Source organism: Hanstruepera ponticola, from assembly GCF_002940745.1.
Classification (GTDB): domain Bacteria; phylum Bacteroidota; class Bacteroidia; order Flavobacteriales; family Flavobacteriaceae; genus Hanstruepera; species Hanstruepera ponticola.
Window position 1 is genome coordinate 1879933 of the sequence record NZ_POTB01000001.1, and the last position, 22808, is coordinate 1902740.

General features: G+C 33.5%; 22 protein-coding genes. 14 read left to right on the forward strand and 8 right to left on the reverse strand.

Annotated features, from left to right (window positions below; genetic code table 11):
- The first annotated feature begins 67 nt into the window (after nucleotides 1-67).
- Both C1S72_RS08570 and pyk read left to right on the forward strand, forming a co-directional pair.
- Nucleotides 68-553, forward strand: coding sequence for an IPExxxVDY family protein (locus C1S72_RS08570; RefSeq protein WP_104735195.1), 486 nt, complete (start codon nucleotides 68-70; stop codon nucleotides 551-553).
- Nucleotides 553-1995: a pyruvate kinase gene (gene pyk, locus C1S72_RS08575; protein WP_104735196.1), complete on the forward strand. Its 1443-nt coding sequence runs from the start codon at nucleotides 553-555 to the stop codon at nucleotides 1993-1995. The genes C1S72_RS08570 and pyk overlap by 1 nt, the downstream gene beginning before the upstream one ends.
- Here the strand turns inward: pyk and C1S72_RS08580 are convergent.
- Together C1S72_RS08580 and dinB are read right to left on the reverse strand one after the other, a co-directional pair.
- Nucleotides 1992-2744, reverse strand: a complete 753-nt coding sequence (locus tag C1S72_RS08580; protein WP_104735197.1) for a DUF6090 family protein — start codon at nucleotides 2742-2744, stop codon at nucleotides 1992-1994. The two genes, pyk and C1S72_RS08580, sit on opposite strands and share 4 nt — an antisense overlap.
- 109 nt (nucleotides 2745-2853) lie before the next feature.
- A complete protein-coding gene (gene dinB, locus C1S72_RS08585; protein WP_104735198.1) occupies nucleotides 2854-3960 on the reverse strand; it encodes a DNA polymerase IV in 1107 nt (368 codons plus the stop codon).
- A 108-nt stretch (nucleotides 3961-4068) separates the two neighbouring features.
- Between dinB and C1S72_RS08590 the strand changes: the two genes are divergently transcribed.
- Together C1S72_RS08590 and C1S72_RS08595 are read left to right on the forward strand one after the other, a co-directional pair.
- Nucleotides 4069-4542 carry a CYTH domain-containing protein gene (locus C1S72_RS08590; RefSeq protein WP_104735199.1) on the forward strand — a complete coding sequence of 158 codons (474 nt, stop codon included), beginning with the start codon at nucleotides 4069-4071 and terminating at the stop codon, nucleotides 4540-4542.
- Entirely contained in the window at nucleotides 4539-5069 is a 531-nt protein-coding gene (locus C1S72_RS08595; RefSeq protein ID WP_104735200.1) for a YciI family protein, read from the forward strand. The genes C1S72_RS08590 and C1S72_RS08595 overlap by 4 nt, the downstream gene beginning before the upstream one ends.
- Here the strand turns inward: C1S72_RS08595 and C1S72_RS08600 are convergent.
- Nucleotides 5061-5375, reverse strand: a complete 315-nt coding sequence (locus C1S72_RS08600; protein WP_104735201.1) for an antibiotic biosynthesis monooxygenase family protein — start codon at nucleotides 5373-5375, stop codon at nucleotides 5061-5063. The two genes, C1S72_RS08595 and C1S72_RS08600, sit on opposite strands and share 9 nt — an antisense overlap.
- Before the next feature lie 95 nt (nucleotides 5376-5470).
- On the opposite strand from C1S72_RS08600, the gene C1S72_RS08605 reads away from it, so the two are divergent.
- Nucleotides 5471-7345, forward strand: a complete 1875-nt coding sequence (locus C1S72_RS08605) for a T9SS type B sorting domain-containing protein (protein WP_104735202.1) — start codon at nucleotides 5471-5473, stop codon at nucleotides 7343-7345.
- A 1-nt stretch (nucleotide 7346) separates the two neighbouring features.
- Here C1S72_RS08605 and C1S72_RS08610 read toward each other — a convergent pair whose 3' ends face one another.
- Entirely contained in the window at nucleotides 7347-8420 is a 1074-nt protein-coding gene (locus C1S72_RS08610) for an isoaspartyl peptidase/L-asparaginase family protein (RefSeq protein ID WP_104735203.1), read from the reverse strand.
- A 123-nt stretch (nucleotides 8421-8543) separates the two neighbouring features.
- Between C1S72_RS08610 and amaB the strand changes: the two genes are divergently transcribed.
- From amaB to C1S72_RS08625, 3 genes are all read left to right on the forward strand, one after another.
- Entirely contained in the window at nucleotides 8544-10097 is a 1554-nt protein-coding gene (amaB, locus tag C1S72_RS08615; RefSeq protein ID WP_104735204.1) for an L-piperidine-6-carboxylate dehydrogenase, read from the forward strand.
- A gap of 146 nt (nucleotides 10098-10243) precedes the next feature.
- Nucleotides 10244-11173, forward strand: a complete 930-nt coding sequence (locus C1S72_RS08620; protein ID WP_104735205.1) for an OmpA family protein — start codon at nucleotides 10244-10246, stop codon at nucleotides 11171-11173.
- Between the two features lie 16 nt (nucleotides 11174-11189).
- A complete protein-coding gene (locus C1S72_RS08625; protein ID WP_104735206.1) occupies nucleotides 11190-11666 on the forward strand; it encodes a hypothetical protein in 477 nt (158 codons plus the stop codon).
- Between the two features lie 255 nt (nucleotides 11667-11921).
- Here C1S72_RS08625 and C1S72_RS08630 read toward each other — a convergent pair whose 3' ends face one another.
- From C1S72_RS08630 to C1S72_RS08645, 4 genes are read right to left on the reverse strand one after another with little or no spacing between them, the layout of a single operon-like run.
- Complete coding sequence (locus C1S72_RS08630) at nucleotides 11922-13055, reverse strand: ATP-binding protein (protein ID WP_104735207.1); 1134 nt, start codon at nucleotides 13053-13055, stop codon at nucleotides 11922-11924.
- Between the two features lie 34 nt (nucleotides 13056-13089).
- Nucleotides 13090-14148 carry an SIR2 family protein gene (locus tag C1S72_RS08635; RefSeq protein ID WP_104735208.1) on the reverse strand — a complete coding sequence of 353 codons (1059 nt, stop codon included), beginning with the start codon at nucleotides 14146-14148 and terminating at the stop codon, nucleotides 13090-13092.
- 3 nt (nucleotides 14149-14151) lie between these two features.
- Nucleotides 14152-14907 carry an SDR family NAD(P)-dependent oxidoreductase gene (locus tag C1S72_RS08640; RefSeq protein WP_104735209.1) on the reverse strand — a complete coding sequence of 252 codons (756 nt, stop codon included), beginning with the start codon at nucleotides 14905-14907 and terminating at the stop codon, nucleotides 14152-14154.
- Between the two features lie 10 nt (nucleotides 14908-14917).
- Entirely contained in the window at nucleotides 14918-15781 is an 864-nt protein-coding gene (locus C1S72_RS08645) for an aldo/keto reductase (protein WP_104735210.1), read from the reverse strand.
- Nucleotides 15782-16085: 304 nt separating this feature from the next.
- On the opposite strand from C1S72_RS08645, the gene C1S72_RS08650 reads away from it, so the two are divergent.
- From C1S72_RS08650 to C1S72_RS08675, 6 genes are all read left to right on the forward strand, one after another.
- A complete protein-coding gene (locus tag C1S72_RS08650; RefSeq protein ID WP_104735211.1) occupies nucleotides 16086-16895 on the forward strand; it encodes a DUF4382 domain-containing protein in 810 nt (269 codons plus the stop codon).
- A gap of 155 nt (nucleotides 16896-17050) precedes the next feature.
- Nucleotides 17051-18052 (forward strand): AAA family ATPase, encoded by a 1002-nt coding sequence (locus C1S72_RS08655; RefSeq protein ID WP_104735212.1) that lies wholly within the window; start codon nucleotides 17051-17053, stop codon nucleotides 18050-18052.
- A 114-nt stretch (nucleotides 18053-18166) separates the two neighbouring features.
- On the forward strand, nucleotides 18167-19033 hold the full coding sequence (locus C1S72_RS08660) for a DUF58 domain-containing protein (protein WP_104735213.1): 867 nt from the start codon (nucleotides 18167-18169) through the stop codon (nucleotides 19031-19033).
- A 150-nt stretch (nucleotides 19034-19183) separates the two neighbouring features.
- Nucleotides 19184-20761, forward strand: a complete 1578-nt coding sequence (locus C1S72_RS08665) for a hypothetical protein (protein ID WP_394338527.1) — start codon at nucleotides 19184-19186, stop codon at nucleotides 20759-20761.
- Nucleotides 20761-21765 (forward strand): vWA domain-containing protein, encoded by a 1005-nt coding sequence (locus C1S72_RS08670; RefSeq protein ID WP_104735215.1) that lies wholly within the window; start codon nucleotides 20761-20763, stop codon nucleotides 21763-21765. The genes C1S72_RS08665 and C1S72_RS08670 overlap by 1 nt, the downstream gene beginning before the upstream one ends.
- 2 nt (nucleotides 21766-21767) lie before the next feature.
- Nucleotides 21768-22805, forward strand: a complete 1038-nt coding sequence (locus C1S72_RS08675) for a VWA domain-containing protein (protein ID WP_104735216.1) — start codon at nucleotides 21768-21770, stop codon at nucleotides 22803-22805.
- Nucleotides 22806-22808: the final 3 nt, after the last annotated feature.

Below are 22808 nucleotides of genomic sequence, written 5' to 3' on the forward strand. Positions count from 1 at the left end.
AAATTTAATTTAAAGGCTATAAAAATAATGCTTTTAAACACTATATTTACATTCAATAGGATTGATGATGGCAGTACAAAAACTAATTCTCGATGATTTTTTAGACGTACATGACTATGGATTGGTAGGCATTCATTGCTCCATTGAAGATTATAGGTTGGCTTATTTTTTAAACAAGTATTTAAATATAAACCTAACAAGAAATCATAAGGATGTGGATTTTAACAATCAGGTGTATTACCCCATTTTTGAGTGGTTTGACGAAAATAAACTAATTACATGGAATTTAGTTTCTAACATATGTAAAGTTGATAGTGAAACCCTCGAAACTTCGGAATCACTTTTTGACAGCCCGCAAACCACTACAAAAACACACTATTTAATTCCAGAGTACCGTAAAGTGAATTATTTTTTAAAAATAACGGAAGAGGATATAAGCCAAACTAAATTGAAATTGATTTTGAATAAAATTCTCAATATTCCCCAAATAGTCACGGCATATAATCTTGTTCCTGAAGATTTAAAATCAAAAAACAACTTAATTTTTTATTAATGTTAAAAAGAAAAAAAACCAAAATAGTCGCCACGTTAGGTCCAGCTACAAGTACAAAAGAAGTGCTAAAAGGCATGCTTGATGAAGGTGCTAACGTGTTTAGAATTAATTTTTCACATGCTGATTATAATGATGTCAAGGAACGTGTTGCCATGATACGTGAATTGAATGATGAATTTGACTATAATGCAGCCATTTTAGCTGATTTACAAGGGCCTAAATTACGTGTTGGCAATATGAAAGGTGAAGTTGTAGTTAATGAAGGAGACGAGATTATTTTCGCAACAGGTAAACGCTTTGAGGGCAACAAAAAACGTGTATATATGACCTATGAGCGTTTTCCACAAGATGCTAAACCGGGTGAGAAAATTCTTTTGGACGATGGTAAATTAATTTTTGAAGTTGTTTCAACCGATAAAAAAAGCGAAGTTAAAGCACGTGTCATTCAGGGAGGACCATTACGTTCTAAAAAAGGTGTCAATTTACCAAATACTAATATTTCGCAGCCAGCTTTAACAGAGAAAGATATTGAAGATGCGCTGTTTGCTATTGAGATGAAAGTAGATTGGATTGCACTATCTTTTGTACGTCATGCAGAAGATTTAATGCAATTGGAGGAACTCATTAACGAGCATAGTGATCATAAAATTCCGATTATAGCCAAGATTGAAAAACCAGAAGCCGTTGAGAATATTGATAAAATTGTAGCTTATTGCGATGGTTTAATGGTTGCAAGAGGTGATTTAGGTGTTGAAATACCAGCAGAAGAAGTACCGCTCATTCAAAAGAAGTTAGTCCTCAGGGCCAAGCAAGCAAGAATACCTGTAATTATAGCGACACAAATGATGGAAACCATGATTTCTAGCTTAACACCAACACGTGCCGAAGTAAATGATGTTGCTAATTCAGTTATGGATGGTGCTGATGCTGTAATGTTATCTGGAGAGACTTCCGTTGGGAGTTACCCTGTTCAAGTCATTAAACAAATGTCTGATATTATCAAGAGTGTTGAAGATTCAGAATTAATAAAAGTACCACAAATACCACCGCATATTCGTACCAAGCGTTATATTACAAAATCTATTTGTTATCATGCGGCAAATATGGCAAATGAAATAGACGCCAGAGCAATTTCCACGCTTACCAATAGTGGATACACAGCCTTTCAAATTTCAGCATGGCGACCAAGTGCACACATTTTAGTGTTTACGTCTAATCGTAGAATTCTTACGCAGCTGAACTTACTTTGGGGTGTGAGAGCCTTCTTTTACGATAAGTTTGTAAGTACCGATGAAACTATTGAAGATGTAAATGCCATTGCTTGTAAAAAAGGATATTTGGAGGAAGGCGATATGTTAATTAGTTTAGCCGCTATGCCTATAAAAGATAAAGGTATGGTAAATACGTTACGGGTTACCGAAATTACAACTTGTAGTTTTTAAGGATCTTTAATTTCCTTTTCTATTTGCAAAATCATATTTTCTGAAAAAGTAATAAGTCCATTTATATACCGTTCACCAGTATTTAACGTTTCCAGTTTAAAGGTGGCAATGTTCCATAATTCCATGCTTGATATAAGACTATTATAATCCGTTTTTGGACCACCTTGTATCAGGCCATCTTTAAAATAATCTATAGCTATTTCGCTATAGTTAATGTTTTCAACAAAATAGGGCTCTATAGTATTGGTGTATTGTGTTTGGTTATAATCCGTGTTAATACCGAAAGCGTCTCTAATTTCTCTAAAATATTTAAAGTACAATTTAAGCGAGTCATTTTTTATTTGAGCTTGAAGATTTTGATTGATAAATTCATCAGTAACAGGATAGGAAAGTGTCATGCCCCAAAATGTAGCCGTATTGCCCAGAAGCTTTTTAAGAGTAGGTATAGAATCTGGGTTTTTACTATCAAGTATGCTTAAAACTCGTTTACTGCTTTTAATTTGAGAAGCAACATCGTCTTTAGCATATTTTAAATCTTCAATTTGATTTTTAAGTTCTTCAGAAATACGGATTAAATAATCGGTTTTTTTATTTGTTATAATTCTATCAGAGTTCCAGTTGTTAATACTTAAGGCAATTAAAATTCCTATAACTACAAGAATGATTTCACCAATGGCATATTTAAAATATGTTGTGGTTTTACCTATAGAAAGCAAATTTTTTCTAATTTTTCTAAAGAATTTTATCATTGGTTAGTAGTTATTTTTTGTGGTGTATAATATTAAAGTGAAATACATCTTTTGCTTTTAATTATATGCCTCAACGAATTTCGACTTTTTTTATACAATGTCAAAATCATTAAAATTCAAATTGTAATTGCACGCTTACTTCCTTTTTGGGCTCCAATTTTTTTATTGGTTTCTTTTCAGTGTTGAGGTTTGATAATGAAATTCCTAACAAGCGTACAGAATTATGTAGCTTTTCTTGATACAATAAGTCTTTAGCAGTTTCAAGAATGATACTCTTATCATGTATAAAATAGCGTAAGGTTTTGCTACGAGTTTGAAGTGTAAAATCACTATACTTTATCTTTAAAGTTATGGTTTTTCCAGCCACTTGACTTTTTTGTAAACGACTAGAAACTTCTTCAGCAATATGCTCCAATTTTTCAAGCATGAACACTTCAGAGGATAAATTTTCACTAAAAGTCCTTTCGGCAGCTAATGATTTTCGGGTTCTGTTGGGTTTTACTGGACTGTTATGTATTCCTCTAACAATATAGTAGTACGATTTCCCAGATTTCCCAAATTTTTCTTCAAGGTATTCAGCCGTTTTCGATTTTAAATCCTTTCCTGTAAAAATACCTTTTTGATACATTTTTTCGGCAGTAACCTTACCAATACCATAGAATTTTCTGATATCTAATGCTTCTAAAAATCCTAAAACATCTTCAGGGTTTACGGTTTTTTGCCCATTAGGTTTATTATAATCACTGGCTACTTTAGCTATAAATTTATTAATAGAAACACCTGCCGACGCCGTTAAACCAACCTCTTTAAAAATCCGTTCACGTATTTCTTTTGCAATTAAGGTTGCGCTCGGATTCCCTTTTTTATTTTCGGTAACATCTAAATAGGCTTCATCCATTGAGAGTGGTTCAACCAAGTCCGTGTAATCATGAAATATTTTACGAATTTTTTTCGAAATTTCTGCATAACGTTCAAAACGTGGGCGCACAAAAATAAGTTCTGGGCAATTGCGCCTTGCTTGCACACCGCTCATGGCGCTTTTAACACCAAATTTACGCGCTTCATAACTCGCTGCACTTACCACACCACGTTTACCACCACCTCCAACAGCTAAAGGTTTACCTCGTAATTCAGGATTATCTAGTTGTTCTACAGAGGCATAAAAAGCATCCATATCCACATGAATAATTTTCCGTATTGGTAAATCGTTTGACATGATGTAAATTTATGACATAAAAACCAACGTCAGTTCGAGTGTTTTCATTTTTTGAATGAAAATGTATAGAGAACGTTTAAAGATTCCTTTTTTTCAAGGGAAGTAGGCATGATAGAAATAGAACGTAAATTTTTAACACTTTCAGATGCTTTTAAAGGCGAAGCAAAGCGTAGCTTTAGAATTAAGCAAGGATTTTTAAACACTAATCCAGATAGAACAGTTCGTGTGCGCTTGAAAGATGATAACGGTTTTCTAACAGTGAAAGGAAAATCATCTGATGATGGCTTATCACGGTTTGAATGGGAAAAAGAAATTTCTAAATCAGATGCTGAATCATTACTTGGCTTATGTGAAGAAATTGTGATTGATAAAATACGCTATGAGATTCCTTATGGAAATCATATTTTTGAAGTCGATGAGTTTTTTGGAGAAAATGCTGGTTTGATAATTGCTGAAGTTGAATTGCAAAACGAAAACGAGTCTTTTGAAAAGCCTCACTGGCTTGGTAAAGAAGTCACTGGACAAGTTAAATATTACAACGCTCAATTGAGTAAAGAACCTTTTAATACTTGGAAAAAATGAAACATATAAATTTAATATTATTAATACTTCTTGTAGTAAGCTGTAAAAAAGAAGCACAAACAACTGATTCAATAACTGAAACGATTATCACTAAAACAGATACGGTTTATATAGAAACCTATAAAGGCGAACCTATAAAAACCGCTAAAGCACTTAAAGCAGAATTAACAGAAAAAGGTTATCAAACTTTCGATTATTTTGACGAAAAAACTCAAGATACAATCTTAATGCAACAATATTTCATTGCCTTTTTGAAATCGGGCCCAATACGCTCTCAAAATGAAGAGGAAGCGGCAAAACTTCAAGAAGCACATTTAGCGCATTTAGGTAGAATGTATGAAGAGGGCTATGCTGATATATCTGGTCCCTTTGGCGACAATGGCGATATTAGAGGAATCACCATATATAATGTGCCAACACTTAAAATGGCTGATAGTCTAGCTAATGCCGACCCAATGGTAAAGGCTGGTAGATTGGTAATAGAAATTCATCCTTGGTGGGCCGCAAAAGGGTTTCCTTTACGGTAATTTAAATTCGTATTCGCGTTCAACTTTACAAATTCTCACATGGTACCACTTATACCATTGACTACGTCCTTTACTTTGCGCCATAAGATGTTCGCTATTTAGTTTCCATGCTTTAATAGCCTCTAAAGATTGCCAGTAGCTGACTGTTATTCCTAATGTGTCTCTTGCTGATTCTATACCTAAAAAACCATCTTGGTTTTTGGCTAAAGTTTCCATTTTAATTGCCATTTCAGCATATCCTGAAACATCTTCTGAATGTTTAGAAGTAAAAATTACTGCATAATATGGATTTTTATGTGATTTCATTATCATTCTTATTTACGAAAACGATTGCGTGTTAAATATATCTTATTATCAATTCAAAGCAAGTAATTAAATTGACTATTCCGTATTTTTATAACATGTATAAAGTTAATACATATACATTTATTTTTTTGAGCTTAATTCTGTTATTGAGTGGTAATTTTGGTTATGCCCAATTGAGTTTTTGTTCTGGAAATTCAGGTGATCCTATTTATTTTGATGATTTTGGTTCAGGTACCACAAACGGACCTGCGCTTCCTTCTGGTACAACTTCATATACCTATGCCAATTCTGAACCTGAAGATGGCTTTTATACCATTTCCAGCAATACCAATTGGTTTGGGTGGCATAATACCCAAGACCACACTCCAGGTGATACTAATGGCAGAAGCTTGATTGTTAATGCCGATTTTACTGCTGGAGAGTTTTACAGAACAACTATCTCTGGATTATGTGACAATACGACTTATGAATTTTCTTCTTGGCTTTTAAATCTACTGCCTCCAGGTGGGTTTTGTGGAACGGGTATTCCTATAAATGTAAAATTTCAAATTTGGGATAACACTGATACTGTACTACTAGCTTCAGGAGATACAGGTGATATACAAGGCACAACTACTCCAGTTTGGGAAGAATATGGACTTGTTTTTACAACAACGGCTGGGCAATCGTCAATAATCTTAAAAATGCTAAACAATGGTGTTGGAGGCTGTGGAAATGATTTGGCCATAGATGATATTGTTTTCAAAACGTGTGGTGATTTTATATCTATTGCGGATAGCTCATCTAATTCAAGTGTCTCCTTGTGTACTTATGATTTACCCTATAACACACTATTGGAAGCCACTCCAGATTTTTCGGTTTACGATACCCATTTTTATCAATGGCAACAAAGTAATGATGGAATAAACTGGTTTGATATTTCAGGCGAAACGAATCAAACCCTTCAAATAAATAATCTTACGACCACGACACATTATAGAGTGAAAATGGCCGAAACACAAGCTAACCTGTTAAATGAATCTTGTAATACGATTTCAGAAGAATTTGAGATAATTGTTTTTCCTGAAGTAAGTCCGCCAACGAGCGATGGAGATGTTAATTTAAATTGTTCCACGGGTGTTTTGTCTGTAACAGTACCTGATGGAATACAAGTAGATTGGTACAATGCGCCAACTGACGGTCAATTATTAGAGAGTAATAGCTTAAATTTTAGCCCTAATATTTTGGGTGTTTATTATGCTGAAGCAATTGATTCTAATTCAAACTGCAGCTCAACTACAAGAACAGCTGTAGCTTTGTTATTTGGAGAAGAAATCCCTGTTATTGAAGATGAATATCTCACATTTTGTGAAGGTGAAAGCATCATTCTAGAAGCTGGTTTAATGGATATGGATTATTTATGGAATACAGGTGAGACGACCAGTCAAATAACAGTAAGTACGCCAGGTATTTATACTGTTGAAGTCACGAATTCTTCTAATTGTTCTGCGATTAAAACAATAGAATTATTACAAATTGATGAGCCAGTTATAGAAGCTATTAATTCAAATGGATACCTAATTGAAGTTCATGTTTCAAGTAATGGCAACTACTTATTTTCACTTGATGGTACAAACTTTCAGTTAAGTAATATATTTGAGATTGAAGGTGGTAATTATACCGTATTTGTTAAGGCTGAAGGGGATTGTGGGATAGTGTCTGAAAACTATATACATTTTGTGATTCCAAAGTTTTTTACACCAAATAATGATGGTCAGAATGATACTTTTAATTTGAAAGGAATTGAAAGTTTTTCCGAATCAGAAGTATACATTTTTGACCGTTATGGCAAACTAATAAAGAGTGCTTTAAACCAACCCTTTTCATGGGATGGAACATATAGAAATGAAGTATTACAAACTTCAGATTTTTGGTATTACATTCGAATTGAAAATCAAATTTTCAAAGGGCATTTCACCTTAAAACGATAAATTAATTCTTGTAAATACCGACATATAATTCACCTTTATCATTCATAGAGGCTCTGTACATTCCAGCTGTATTAAACTCCATGGTTATATTTCCGTGTTTGTCTACAGCAATAATGCCTCCATCACCACCAAGTTCAGGTACTTTTTTCTGAATAACTTCTTTGGCAGCTTCTTGTAAAGTCACGCCTTTATAGTCCATCAATGCTGAAATATCATAAGCAACCATAGCACGAATAAAAAATTCGCCCCAACCTGTACTTGAAACCGCACAAGTGTTATTGTTAGCATAGGTTCCTGCACCAATAATAGGTGCGTCTCCAATACGTCCCCAACGCTTGTTAGTCATGCCTCCAGTTGAGGTTCCAGCTGCTAAATTGCCGTTTTTATCCAAAGCTACGCATCCTACAGTTCCAAATTTTGAGTCTTTTATAATTGGGTCATAAAAGGCAGTTTTATCCTCGGCTTGTTTTTTAGACTCATAGTCTTTAACGCTTTTCAAGGATTGGTAACGGTTTTCGGTGTAGAAATAACTAGAATCAACAATTTTTAAGTCTTGCTCTTGAGCAAATGTTTCGGCTCCAAATCCTGACAGCATCACATGCGGTGATTTTTCCATTACTGCACGAGCCAAATTTATTGGGTTTCTCACAGTTTTTGTTCCAGCGGATGCTCCTGCATTCAGTGTTTTTCCGTCCATGATAGAAGCATCTAATTCATTAGTTCCAGCATTGGTAAAAACCGCACCTTTTCCAGCATTGAATAATGGGGAATCTTCTAATATATTAATGGTTTTTTCAACCGCATCTAGGCTGCTACCACCATTTTTTAAAATGTTGTGTCCTATCCGTATAGCTTCTTCTAATTTGGCTATATAAGCAGCTTCTTTTTCAGGAGACATGTTTTCGCGTAAGATGGTTCCAGCACCACCATGAATAGCAATGGCAAATTCATTCACTTGAGTAGGAATACTGTCTTTCTCTGTGGGCTTTTTGGTTATGGTAGATTGCAATTCTTCCTTATTTTTGCATCCGATAATAATAAAGCAAAAAGCGAATAAGTATATTAGTTTATTCATAATGATTTCGATAATTTATGGTTGCTTAAAGTTACATTATTTATAGAATTAGTCTTTCTCTGAAAACGACTTTTTATTAGTATATTCGCAGATAATTAAATAATAATTAAAAAAACAAAATTTATGCAAGCAGTTGCAACAGATTTCGGAATTGATAAAGCCCTAAAAGCATTAGGCGTAAAAGATATAAATGAAGGATCTTCAACAGGTTCAAATAATTTTTCTAATGGAGAACTTATTGAGAGTTACTCGCCAGTAGATGGTAAATTAATAGGAAAAGTTAAAGCAACAACCAGAGAAGATTATGACAGAGTAATGGATGCTGCAACCAAAGCATTTTTATCTTGGAGAGATGTGCCTGCACCTCAACGTGGCGAAATAGTTCGTCAATTTGGAAATAAATTAAGAGAATTGAAAGAGCCACTGGGTAAGCTAGTTTCCTATGAAATGGGAAAATCTCTACAAGAAGGTTATGGTGAAGTTCAGGAAATGATTGATATCTGTGATTTTGCTGTTGGATTGTCACGACAATTAAACGGACAAACCATTCCTTCGGAACGTCCTGGTCACGTAATGAGAGAACAATGGCATCCAATAGGTGTAGTTGGTATTATTTCGGCATTTAATTTCCCAGTAGCTGTTTGGTCATGGAATACGGCTTTGGCTTGGATTTGTGGTGATGTTTGTGTTTGGAAAGCTTCTGAAAAAGCACCTCTATGTTCTATTGCTTGCCAAAATATCATAGCAGATATTTTAAAAGACAACAACTTGCCAGAGGGTATTTCTTGTATCATTAATGGCGATTATAAAGTTGGAGAATTTATGACAACTGACCCAAGAATTCCTTTAGTGTCTGCAACAGGTTCTACAAGAATGGGTCGCATTGTTGGTAAAACAGTTGCTGAACGTTTTGGAAAATCTTTATTAGAGTTAGGGGGTAACAATGCCATTATTATCACTCCTACGGCAGATTTAAAAGTTGTGGTTCCTGGTGCAGTATTTGGTGCTGTTGGAACTTGTGGACAACGTTGTACCTCGACAAGACGATTAATTATTCACGAATCGGTTTATGATAAGGTACGTGATGCTATTGTTGGTGCTTACAGTCAATTAACGATTGGAAACCCGTTAGATGAAAAAAATCATATTGGTCCATTAATAGATCAGGATGCTGTTAATACGTATTTAGCTGCGATCGAAAAAGCAAAAGCTGAAGGCGGAAACGTATTAGTTGAAGGTGGTGTTTTAGAAGGTGAAGGTTACGAGTCTGGATGTTATGTAAAGCCGGCAATTATTGAAGCTGAAAACGATTTTGAAATCGTACAACACGAAACCTTTGCTCCAATATTATATTTAATGAAATATTCAGGGGATGTCGAAAATGCTATTACTAAACAAAATGGCGTTGCTCAAGGATTATCATCAGCCATCATGACCAACGAAATGAAAGAAGCTGAAAAATTCTTGTCATACGCTGGTTCTGATTGTGGAATCGCAAATGTGAATATTGGTACTTCGGGTGCCGAAATTGGTGGTGCTTTTGGAGGTGAAAAAGAGACTGGTGGTGGACGTGAGTCTGGATCTGATGCTTGGAAAGTTTATATGAGACGTCAAACAAATACAGTTAATTACTCTGATGAATTGCCTTTAGCACAAGGGATTAAGTTTGATTTGTAATAAACGTGTTTTTCAAAATTTAAATTTAGCCGTATCATTTTTGATACGGCTTTTTATTTGATTTAAACTCAATTTTTTTACTTCTGTTAGTATAGCTTGATTTTTTTTAATATCTTAATAGTCACTAACTAATAAACAACCATCTAATGAGCAAAAAAACTCAATATCTTCTAGGTATTTTGTTCACCATTCTTGTTGGCTCTATTCTTAACTATTACTTGTGCTGTGAAGGTAGTGAAGCAGATTTAAATGCTGATTCTGACTCAAGCGTTACAGCAGTTGAGCCTATTGATAACTCTACCAAAACTGCATTTTTGGTTGCAGATGAGGAAGGTGACTTGAATGTTGAACTTAACGATAACTTTAATTTTAAAGAATCGTATTTCACAATTTTAGAGCCGCTGTCAAACCCATTAAATGAGGCAATAGTTAAAGTTAAAAATTACATGCAGCAGGACTCTATGAAATTACTTCATATTACAGGTTATTATAAATCTGATGAAAGTAATAATTCAGCATTTCCTAATTTAGGTTTAGCAAGAGCAAATGCCGTAAAGAATTATTTTGTTTCAACGGGTATTTCGTCAAAAAATATTGATACTTATGGTGAACAAAACAATGATATGGTTGCTGACAATAGTAAAATATATTACGGTCCAGTTACTTTTAAAATGTCAACTCATGATGAATTAGATACATCAAGAATGGAGGCTATACAAGCACTAGGTGATGCTATAAAATCAGACCCATTAGTTCTTTATTTTGAAACGGGTGCTTCAACATTGAACCTTACTGCTGAACAGCGTGAGAAAGTAGCAAATATTTCAAGATATATAGATAAAGTTCATGAGGCTCAAATTCATGTAATTGGCCATACTGACAATACAGGAGATGCTTTTAGTAATACAAAACTTGGGCAAAAGAGGGCAGATTTTGTTAAGCGCTATTTAATGGGTAATGCTATTTCAGAAAGTCAAATAGAAACGCTTTCTAAAGGTCAAGAGGAACCCATTGCATCAAATGCAACTGATGAAGGAAGAAAACAAAATAGACGTGTAATCGTAACAATTAACTAACTAAAAAAATAAATTTATGAATTGGTGTATTATAATTCCATTGCTTGTAGGTGCAATTTGTGCGCTGCTTGGATATTTATTAGGTAAAATACTTAAGAATGAGGAAAATAGTGGTGTTGATGTAGATGTTTGGAAAAATAAAGTGGCAAGACTTGAAGCTGATTTAAAAGCTTGTAAAAGCGCAAAAGAGTTAGTGCCATTCAACGCAGCAGAAGCTGCAGCAATATTTGGTAAGAAAATAAAAGAGAATGACTTAACCTTAATTGAAGGTATTGGACCTAAAATCGCTGAATTGTTTCATAATAAAGGCATAAACACATGGAAAGCCTTATCTGAGTGTAACGTAGAACAATGTCAAAGCATCCTTGATGAGGGAGGAGACCGCTTTAAGATTCATAATCCTGGAACATGGCCTGAACAAGCCAAAATGGCTTATGAAGGACATTGGAAAAAATTATTTGATTGGCAAGAAGAATTAGATGGCGGAAGATAATAGCTTGTAATCATTACAATAGAACAAAACCCATGGTGTAATTAGCTCTGGGTTTTTTTGTGTTAAATGATAAATGAGTTTTTGGCAAATAAAAAAGCCTTGAAAACAATAGAAACTACTGTCATGATCAAGGCTGATTTGGATATTGATTAATAGCAATTCAAAGGTACATAAAATACTATAGTCAACTATTTATTTTACATACTTGGTAGGAAAAATCACATAATTGGTAGTGTTTTTTGTATAACCAACAGTTTAATTGTACTTCACTTTTCGTAAAATTCTCATGGCCTCTTTGTATAATTGATATACATCGGGATTATATGCTTTTAGTAGATTTTTGGCTTCTTCTAATTTTGTTAAAGCATTTGAGAAATCATTCAAATAACAAATAAGATAGGTGGCTGGTAAATTTTTTAAGTCGGTTTTTTCGTTGTTGTTGAGTTGTAAACCCTTCTTTAACTTTGCTAGAATCGAATTATTAGCATTAAAAATATGATGCAACACCTTTTTATCATATTGAGGAGGTTCAAAAATAAGGTTGGTCTCGATGTTATAATTTACATTTTCAGCAAAGTGAATGGTGGTTTCTTCTAAAGGGTAATACTTAAAAGCATTCTGTAAACCGAGATTAACATACTCAATAATTTTAAAAGAGTCTTGGGTAATATCTATTGAAACTTCATCTAAAGCAGAATAGAATAGTCTGACTTGTTCATTTATTAATTCAATATCTACTCTGGAGTAAAATGTTTCATTCTTAACAACCTTCTTTTTACCTGCCCAACAAACCACAAAATATTCTTTAAAAACTTTGTATTTAGGTTCATAATCTTGGCGTTTGTTCATAAAGTCAAAGACACCATCCAGCGTATGCTCCATATTGTTTTGAGCATGAGCTTCAATAGCTTCAACTATTTTTGAGTTCACATCCTTAATTTCAATATCAAAAACCTTTGGCATGCTCATGCTACCATCTCTAAAGAATACAGAACCACCATAATACTTCCATATGTTTTTGCGTAATGAGGTTATTTCATTATTCGGACGAATAGTAACCAAACCCACAACTTTATCATCTGGTAAATGCGGAAATGAAATGTTCTCGTATTGAACAATTGGTGGATGGCTTAAATAAGCATTAATGAGATTTTGGATTTTGCTATCATCAAAAAAATCGACACCAACAATGTTGTTGTCCTCATCTTCAACACCAATCACTATATAGGAATTGTTCTTTGGATTACTGTTAGATAGTGCACAAATGTGTTTCAAGAACTTGGCTTTACCTTCTTTGAAGCTAATATCAATTTTTCGCTTTTTATCATAAAAACTATTCTCATCATTATGAGCAAGTAGGTTTTTAATAAGTAAGCGTTTGTTAATCATATCAACTTCCAGCTAATGCTGGAGTCTATTTTAGTTAAAATTCAACTGGAATATAAAATTGATCTGCAAATGTTACAGGAATATATTGGATAGATCTAGTAGCACCATCAAAATAAGCTTTCTTTTTTGGGATCAAACTTTTAATTTTTTGAATAATTCCTTCTGAATTATTTGGGTCTTGGACATAAATCTTTTTTAGTTCTGGCATAGAATCTAGTATATCTTTATCTATTTTTCTATTAAAAAAGGGAAATGAATAACCAACTATAACTAAAAGATCTGTGTTTTTAAGTGATTTAAATAGGTTCTTGAAAAAATTATTATCCTCATTTTTATATTCCCAAGCAAAAGACATCGAAGATTCAAAGCTTCTATATACTTCCTGATCATAAACAGATAAGATTTCTTCCATCATTTTAAACTTATCATAGTCAAAGTTATCAATGAAGATTCCTTTTTTCTCGGAGGTCATACCATTTAGCTTGAATATAGAGAACATATTTGGATCAAAAAAGTCATTTTCAACTCCATTAATTTGAGTGTTTAAGGTTTTTCTTGCTGAATCTATTGTTCCTTTTGAAAACTCTTTAAATGCTATTTCAAATTGAGAATCATAATTCCAAGAAACTATTCGTATGTTTTTAGGTATTGTATCTAAATTATCTAGGATAGACGCAAAAAAACTATCATATCGTTTATCAAAACTTTGTGTTTGGCAGAAATAAAAAAAACAAGACATAATTACTTTTAACCTTTTCAAATTTTTGTAGTCTTTTTGAAGAAAAAGCTTTTTTGCCAATGTGTCAATACTACTTTGATTTTTCGATTCATTATGTAACCAAATAATTTCATCATAAATCTGTTTGATTAAATTATATTTTTCATAAAAAACATCAGACTTATATTCATATTTTGAAAGGTAACTATTTGAAAAATTACTACTATCTTGAGTAAAATAAATGCCACTATTGATTTCTTGTAGACCATATGGTTTAAAGAGTTCTGAAAACTCTAAAAGTCTAGGTTCAATTTGATTAACAATAGGTAGTGATTCAAAACTAGCACCTGCTCCAATTAAATAAGTAATGTTCATAATTTAAATTTCCTTTTTCACAATGGTACTACTAGCTTGAGCGGTACAAAACATTAAAACATCAGCAATATTTACATGGCTGGGTCTGGAAACAGCAAAATAAATAACTTCAGCTACATCTTCTGGCTGTAAGGCTTTGTAGCCTTTATAAACAGTATTAGCTTTAGCATCACCTTTAAAGCGCACTTTAGAAAATTCGGTTTCAACCAATCCAGGATTTATTGCCGATACTTTTATGTTATACGGATTTAAATCCATACGCATCCCATCGGTTATAGCCAAAACTGCATGTTTACTTGCGCAATACACGTTGCCTTTTGGATAAACTTCTTTTCCTGCGGATGACCCTATATTAATAATGTGCCCAGCCTGTCGTTCAATCATTTGTGGCATTATAGCTTTACTAACATACAATAATCCTTTCACGTTTATGTCCATCATGGCATCCCAATCTTCAATATCACCATCGTGAATAGGATCAAGTCCGTGTGCATTTCCTGCGTTATTGATTAGTATGTCAATGGTTTTAAATGCTTCAGGTAAGCTATTTATAGCCGCTATAGTTTTTTCCTTATCTCTAACATCGAAGTTTAAGGTATGGACTTCAACTTTTTTGCTCAATGCTTTTTGAATAGTGTTTAATCGTTCTTGTCGTCTACCACATAAAACAAGGTTGATGCCATGCATGGCGAATTCATGTGCTGTTGCACGTCCAATACCACTTGTGGCTCCTGTTATTAAGGCTGTTTTTTTTATCATATTATAGTTTTTAGGGCACTTTATGACCTTGTGATTCTACTAAAAGTTTAAACCAATCTTCTAATTCTAAATTTATATCTAGTGCTTCATTTGCTTGTGAGATGCGCTCGGTATTTGTTGTTCCAATAACGGGCTGAATGTTAGATGGATGTTTTAAAATCCAAGCTAATAATAGTTGATCTTTAGTTGTATTATATTTACTTATCAATGTGTCTAGAAGATTTTGAATGCGTTTGCTTTGCTCATTATCTTCTTTAAATACAGAACCTAATGGCGACCAAGCCATTGGTGTAATATTATGAGTTATCATATAATCTAAAGTTCCATTATGCATTGCTCCATTAGATGTTAATGAAAATTCAATTTGATTCACATCTATTTTCTGAAACTTTGAAATAAGTTCCATTTGACTAACGGTGAAATTAGACACACCAAAATCACGAATTTTACCATTGGCTTTTAAAGTTGAAATAGCTTCGGCAATGGTCTCGGGATGCATTAACGGGCTTGGTCTATGTAATAGTAACAGATCTAAATAGTCGGTTTGTAGTTTTTTAAGTGATTTTTCAACAGACCAAATGATATATTCTTTACTATAATCGTAATGTTTAACAGTATTATTTCTGTTCTCACTTAAATATTGAATACCGCATTTAGAAATAAGCTGAATAGTTTCTCTTTTTATTCCAGAATCCTTAAAAGCGTTGCCAAAATCGGCTTCTGTGGTGTAGCTACCATAAATATCAGCATGATCAAAAGTTGTAATCTGGTTTTCTATACAATGATGCATAAGTAATATCATGTCCTTTTTAGAAAGTTGTTTGCCCCAACTTCCCCATGTCATTGTTCCAGCAATTATTTTTGAATATGTCATAAATAGTTTTAAGATTTCTGTATAAAAATACTTATTCGCTCTTTAAAAATAGAGTCAGTTAACAATTATTTATTGCAAGATTTTCTGTTATTACGTACTTATATTCCATTTGAAAAATGGTTCTAAAGTACATTTAACATTTTTTTATCATTCTCAATAATGTCTTTTAAATTGCTTGTTTTTCAATTGTTTAAAAAGAATACCTAGAAAATAAATAATGGATACCACTATGATTTTATTGAATAAAGCATCTATTATACATAGTCGCCACGTATATTTCTAAGAACCAAAACCTATAATATTTATGAATACATTAAAACAGCTTAAATTAGTGTTACTAACAATTTTGACTATTACGTTTTTTAGTTGTAGTGATGACGATAGTAACAACACACCTTCTCAAGGAACTTCGACTATTTCAGTAAAATTAATGGATAGACCTGGAGACTACGAACATGTTTATGTGGATGTTGTAGATGTTAGAGTTAAAGTAAATGACGCTAGTGATGATGATAATTGGGTAAGTCTGGAAGCCATAAACACAGGTGTTTATGATTTATTGGAGTTAACAGGTGGTATTAATGTGTTACTTGTTGATGATTTTGTTGTTCCATCAGGAACCTTAAATCAAATTCGTTTGGTATTGGGTAATGATAACTCCATTGTAATTGATGGTGAAACATTTCCTTTAAACACACCAAGTGCCCAGCAATCGGGATTAAAAATTCAAGTTAACGAGACATTAGAGCCTAATATAGCCTACACGTTTTTATTAGATTTTGATGTTGATGAATCTATTGTAGTCGCTGGAAATTCTGGTAATATTAATCTAAAACCTGTAATTAGAGCTAGTGTTGAAGCACAATCAGGAGCTTTAAGTGGCAGTATAACACCTATTGATGTTCAAACAGAAATTACAGCAACCAATGGTATTGAAACTGTTTCGTCTTATGCTGATGTTGATGGTAATTTTGTTTTGGTCGGTTTAACCGAAGGAACATATACTGTTACTGTTACACCAGATCCAGCTTCTGGATTACCAATTCAGATTATAGAAGATGTTGAAATTACAGTAGGATCTACAACGGAGTTAGGTGTTATTTTACTAGAATAATTGTAAAAACATTTCAAAAAGTTATAAGAGCAGCACTAATCAGTGCTGCTCTTATTTTTTTAACCAATTGTTAACAGCATTAAAGCAAAAATTTTAACAATTTAGCCGTGCTAAAATAAATCCTATTTTAAATAGAATTTTAAAACACATACATGATGGAAGAAACGAGTGCAATTGATATTAAAGCGATTAATGAAAAGATAGAGAAAGAAAGTGCTTTTGTTGATTTGCTTACAATGGAAATGAATAAAGTTATCGTTGGACAGAAGCACATGGTTGAACGATTACTGATTGGTTTGTTAGGGCAAGGACATATTTTATTAGAAGGTGTTCCTGGTTTAGCAAAAACATTAGCAATTAATACGCTTTCACAAGCCGTTGATGGCTCTTTTAGTAGAATACAGTTTACACCAGACTTATTACCAGCAGATGTTGTAGGTACTTTAATTTACAACATAAAAGAAAATGATTTCACCATAAAAAAAGGACCAATTTTCGCCAATTTTGTTTTAGCAGATGAGATTAACCGTGCTCCAGCCAAAGTGCAATCGGCTTTGTTGGAAGCCATGCAAGAGAAGCAAGTTACCATTGGTGATGAAACGTTTATTCTTGATAAACCATTTTTGGTAATGGCAACTCAAAACCCAGTTGAGCAGGAAGGAACCTATCCACTTCCAGAAGCGCAAGTTGACCGTTTTATGCTAAAAACAGTAATTGATTATCCTAAACAAGATGAAGAGCAACTGATTATGAGAGCCAACATGAAAGGTGCTTGGGATAAAGTCAATCCAGTAGTTTCTGTTACTCAAATCTTAAATGCCCAAAAAGCAGTTCGCGAGGTTTACATGGATGAGAAAATAGAAAAATACATACTAGATATCATCTTTGCTACACGTTATCCAGAAAAATATAAGTTAGCAGACCTAAAACCATTAATTTCGTTTGGAGCTTCGCCACGTGGTAGTATTAATTTGGCAACTTCGGCCAAGTGTTATGCCTTTATTAAGCGTCGTGGATATGTTATTCCTGAAGACGTACGCGCTGTTGTGCATGATGTGTTGCGCCATAGAATAGGGATTACTTATGAAGCTGAAGCTGAAAATGTAACTTCTGAAGACATTATCAACAAGATTGTAAACGAGATTGAAGTACCTTAATCAGTAGACAGTATTCAGTCATAGTTATCAGTTTTACTCATATGCAAACTGAAAAATCTAACTGAATACTATTTTGGACTGCTTACTGCAAACTGAACACTGCAAACTGAAACAATGGATACTAAAGAATTACTAAAAAAAGTTCGAAAAATAGAGATTAAGACACGTCGATTGTCTGATCATATTTTTGGAGGTGAATATCATTCCACCTTCAAAGGACGTGGTATGACCTTTAGTGAAGTACGCCAATATCAATATGGAGATGATGTTAGAAATATTGATTGGAATGTTACGGCTCGTACAAACGAACCACATATAAAAGTTTTTGAAGAAGAGCGTGAATTAACCATGATGCTTATGGTTGATATTTCAGGATCAGAATTTTTTGGAACAGCATCCCAATTTAAAAATGAAGTAGTTACTGAAATTGCTGCAACTTTAGCATTTTCAGCGACTCAAAATAATGATAAAATTGGTCTGATTTTATTTTCTGATGAGATAGAGCTTTATATTCCTCCAAAAAAAGGGCGTTCACACGTATTACGTATAATTCGTGAGCTAATTGAGTTTAAACCAAAAAGTAAGCAAACTAATATTACTGAAGCATTGAAATTTTTATCCAATGTGATGAAAAAGAAAGCTATTGTTTTTGTGCTTTCAGATTTCATTGCGGACGATTATCAACATACTTTAAAAATTGCATCTGGTCGTCATGACGTCACTGGAATTCGTGTATATGATAAGCATGAAGAAAGCATTCCAAATTTAGGAATGGTTCAAATGCAGGATGGGGAAACGGGTGAATACATGTTAGTGAATACAGCATCTAAAAAAGTGCGTAACAACTATGCCAAGTTTTATAATGATAAAGTAGCATATTATCACGATAGTTTTTCAAAATCAGGAGCAGGAACCATCAATTGTCGTGTTGATGAAAGTTATGTAAAAAAATTATTAGGCTATTTCAAAAGAAGAGGATAGTCCCAATTAAGAATTATGTTGTTCGAGCGCAGTCTAGGCCTTATAAAAATGAGAAAAAAGAATTTACATACTAAAGAATCGAGAACCATAAGCCAAGAATCAAGATTTTCTTGTGTGTTAAAGTCTTTGGTGTCTTTTGCATTGGTTTTCATGTCTTGTTTCTCTTACGCTCAAGTCAAATCATCAATAGATACAAACCAAATTAAGATTGGCGAGCAAATCACTTTTAAAATTGAGGTTAGTACAGATACAACTAATCTGGTGGTGTTTCCAGAAGGGCAAACCTTTATGCCCTTGGAGGTTATTGATTCGTATGATGTTGATACCACAAAACAAGACGCTAAATTTAATCTGATAAAAAAATATGGTCTAACACAGTTTGACTCTGGTGTTTACACTATTCCCAGACAGAAATTAGTTATTGGAGACAGAACCTTTTTTACAGATTCGTTAAAAGTTATCGTAAATCCTGTTGTAGTTGACACTACAAAACAAGGGTTATACGGTATAAAACCAATAATTGAAGTTGAAAAAGGAAAAAGTAATTGGTTGAGAAATCTACTTATCATTCTATTAGCGATTGGTGTAGTAGTATTTTTAATTTATTGGTTTGTTTGGCGTAAAAAACCATTAACCGAAGAAGAAAAAATTGCTTTATTGCCACCTTATGATAGAGCGAAATTAGCACTAGAAAAACTAGATGAAAGCAACTACTTAGAGCAAGATGAATTTAAAGCTTATTATTCTGAATTAACATTAGCAATTCGTAAGTATTTAGATGAAAAAGTATATGATCACGCTTTAGAAAGCACTACAGACGAACTAATTTCCAGATTACGATTGTTGAAAGACGGTAATCAAATTGATTTAAGTCCAGAAACCATAAAAAACCTCGAAAGCATTTTTAAACGCGCCGATTTAGTAAAGTTTGCCAAATCTGCACCAGATAAGGAATTAGCCAGACTAGACAGAAATACAGTTGCAGTTGAAATTGACCATGTAAAAGAAGTCCTGCCAGAACCTTCCGAGGAAGAAAAACTGCTAGATAAACAATACAAAGAAGCACAAGAACGTAAAAAGAAGCGTAGAAAAATAGCTATTACAATAGTAGCTGTTATTGCTGTTTTGGCTGCCACTTTTGCTGGTTTCGGTATAAAGTACGGTTTTAAATACGTGACAGATACGTTGTTGGGTAACGATAATTTAGAATTGTTAGAAGGCGAATGGGTACAGAGCGCATATGGTTATCCACCTATTACCATTTCAACACCAGAAGTTTTAAAGCGTATTGAAACTGATAGTCTAAATGTGGTTGATGGACCTGTAAGCTTTACAGAATTCCGTTATGGCAATGTATTGGATGATTTAAGCATTAGTTTATTGACAGCTAGTTTAAAAGATCATAAAGCAGATGAGCCTATTGACTTAAACCAAGTTTCAGAAAAAGCAATTTCACAATTAGAAGATAAAGGTGTTGAGAATATTTTTGTAAAAACAGACAAATTTGTAACCCCTAATAATGCTGAAGGACTTAAAACACATGGTTCAGCTAGTTTCCCATATCCTAATTCTGATAAGTTCGTTGACGGTGAATATATCATGTTGCATTTTACAGCACAAAATATCATACAACAGATTATGATTACTTATCATAAGGAGGATGAATATGCTCAAGAGATAGTAAATAGAATTTTAAATTCAGTCGAACTTAAACCAGCTGCCGAATGATGTTTGAAGGAATTGAATTTTTAAATAAGGAGTTATTCTGGTTGATGTTGTTACTGCCATTAGCTTTAGTTTGGTACATTTTCAAATTTCAAAAGCAAACGGCAGAATTAAAAATATCGAGTCTAAAAGGCTTTAAGGTTACGTCATCTATTCTTCCAAAATTTAGACACTTTTTGTTTTTCCTTCGCTTACTAGCTTTGGCAGCGTTAATTACAGCTCTAGCAAGACCGAGAACTGTGGATGTAAGCACCAAAACAAAAACAACTCGCGGAATAGATATTGTTATGGCCATTGATGTATCTGCTAGTATGTTAGCCAGAGATTTAAAACCAAATAGGCTTGAAGCGCTTAAAAATGTTGCAACCGAGTTTATAAAAGGGCGTCCAAATGATAGAATTGGCTTGGTTGAATATGCAGGTGAAAGTTATACAAAAACACCCATTACAAGTGACAAGGCTATTGTTTTAAGATCGTTAAGTGATATTCAATACAATACGATAATTGAGGGTGGAACTGCTATTGGTATGGGATTAGCAACTTCGGTTAACCGTTTAAAAGACAGTAAGGCCATTAGTAAGGTTATTATTTTACTTACAGATGGTGTGAACAATACAGGATTTATAGATCCTAAAATAGCGAGTGAATTGGCTGTTGAATATGGTATTAAAGTTTATACTATTGGTTTAGGAACAAATGGTATGACACTTTCACCAATCCGTATTAAACCAAATGGACAATTCCAATATGGTCGTGTTCAAGTTGAAATTGACGAAGAATTATTAAAAGAAATTGCCGATGCTACTGGAGGTAAATATTTTAGAGCTACTGATAACAAAAAGCTGGTTGAGATTTATAACGAAATTAATAAACTTGAGAAAACGGAAATTGAAGAATTTAAATTCTATAATTACGAAGAAAAGTACAGACCGCTTGTTATTTTAGCATTACTGTTGTTGTGTCTGGAGTTATTAATGCGCGTAACTATTTTTAGAAGTTTTATATAAGCATGTATCAATTAGAAGAAAAAATATGGTTTTGGATTTTAGCAGCGATACCTGCAATATGGCTTATTTACATCATTCTGCATATTTGGAAAAAAAGTGCTCAACGAAAATTTGCCGATAAAAAGCTACTAAAACGATTAAGTCCAAATCAGTCGGTCTTCAAAACTGTTTTGAAATTAGTAGTAGTTAGTGTGGCAATTGCGGCTATCGCTATTGCTTTAGTAAACCCTAAAATTGGTACGAAATTAGAAACCGTAAAGCGAGAAGGTGTGGATATTGTTTTTGCGGTTGATGTCTCAAAGAGTATGCTGGCAGAAGATATCGCGCCAAACCGACTTGAAAAGTCAAAACAACTGGTAACACAAATCATAAACAATTTAGCAAGTGACCGTATTGGAATAATTGCTTATGCAGGTAAAGCCTTTCCGCAATTGCCAATTACAACCGATTATGCTTCGGCAAAAATGTTCTTACAGAGCATGAATACTGATATGTTATCGTCACAAGGTACAGCAATCAATGAAGCCATAGAATTGGCAAAAACCTATTATGACGATGAAGAACAAACCAATCGTGTACTTATAATCATTTCTGATGGTGAAGATCATAGTGAGGTTTCAGCAAGTATAGCAGAAGAAGCCAGTGAAGAAGGTATTCGAATATTTACTATTGGTGTAGGTGATACAAAAGGTGGTCCTATTCCAATTAAACGCAACGGTGTTGTTTTAAACTACAAGAAAGATCAAAATGGCGAAACGGTAATTACCAAATTAAATGAAGAAACATTGATGGATATCGCAGAAGAAGCTAATGGTATTTATATTAATGGTCAAAACACCAATGAAGTTGTAGAGTCCATAAGAGATATATTAAACAACATGGATAAAAAGGAATTTGAAGCCAAGCAGTTTGCTGATTTTAAAGATCAGTTTCAATGGTTTATTGGTTTGGCAATCTTTTTATTATTTGTTGATGTTTTTCTTTTAGAGCGCAAAACAGCATGGCTAAAGAAGCTCAATTTATTTAACGAAAACCTTTAAAAC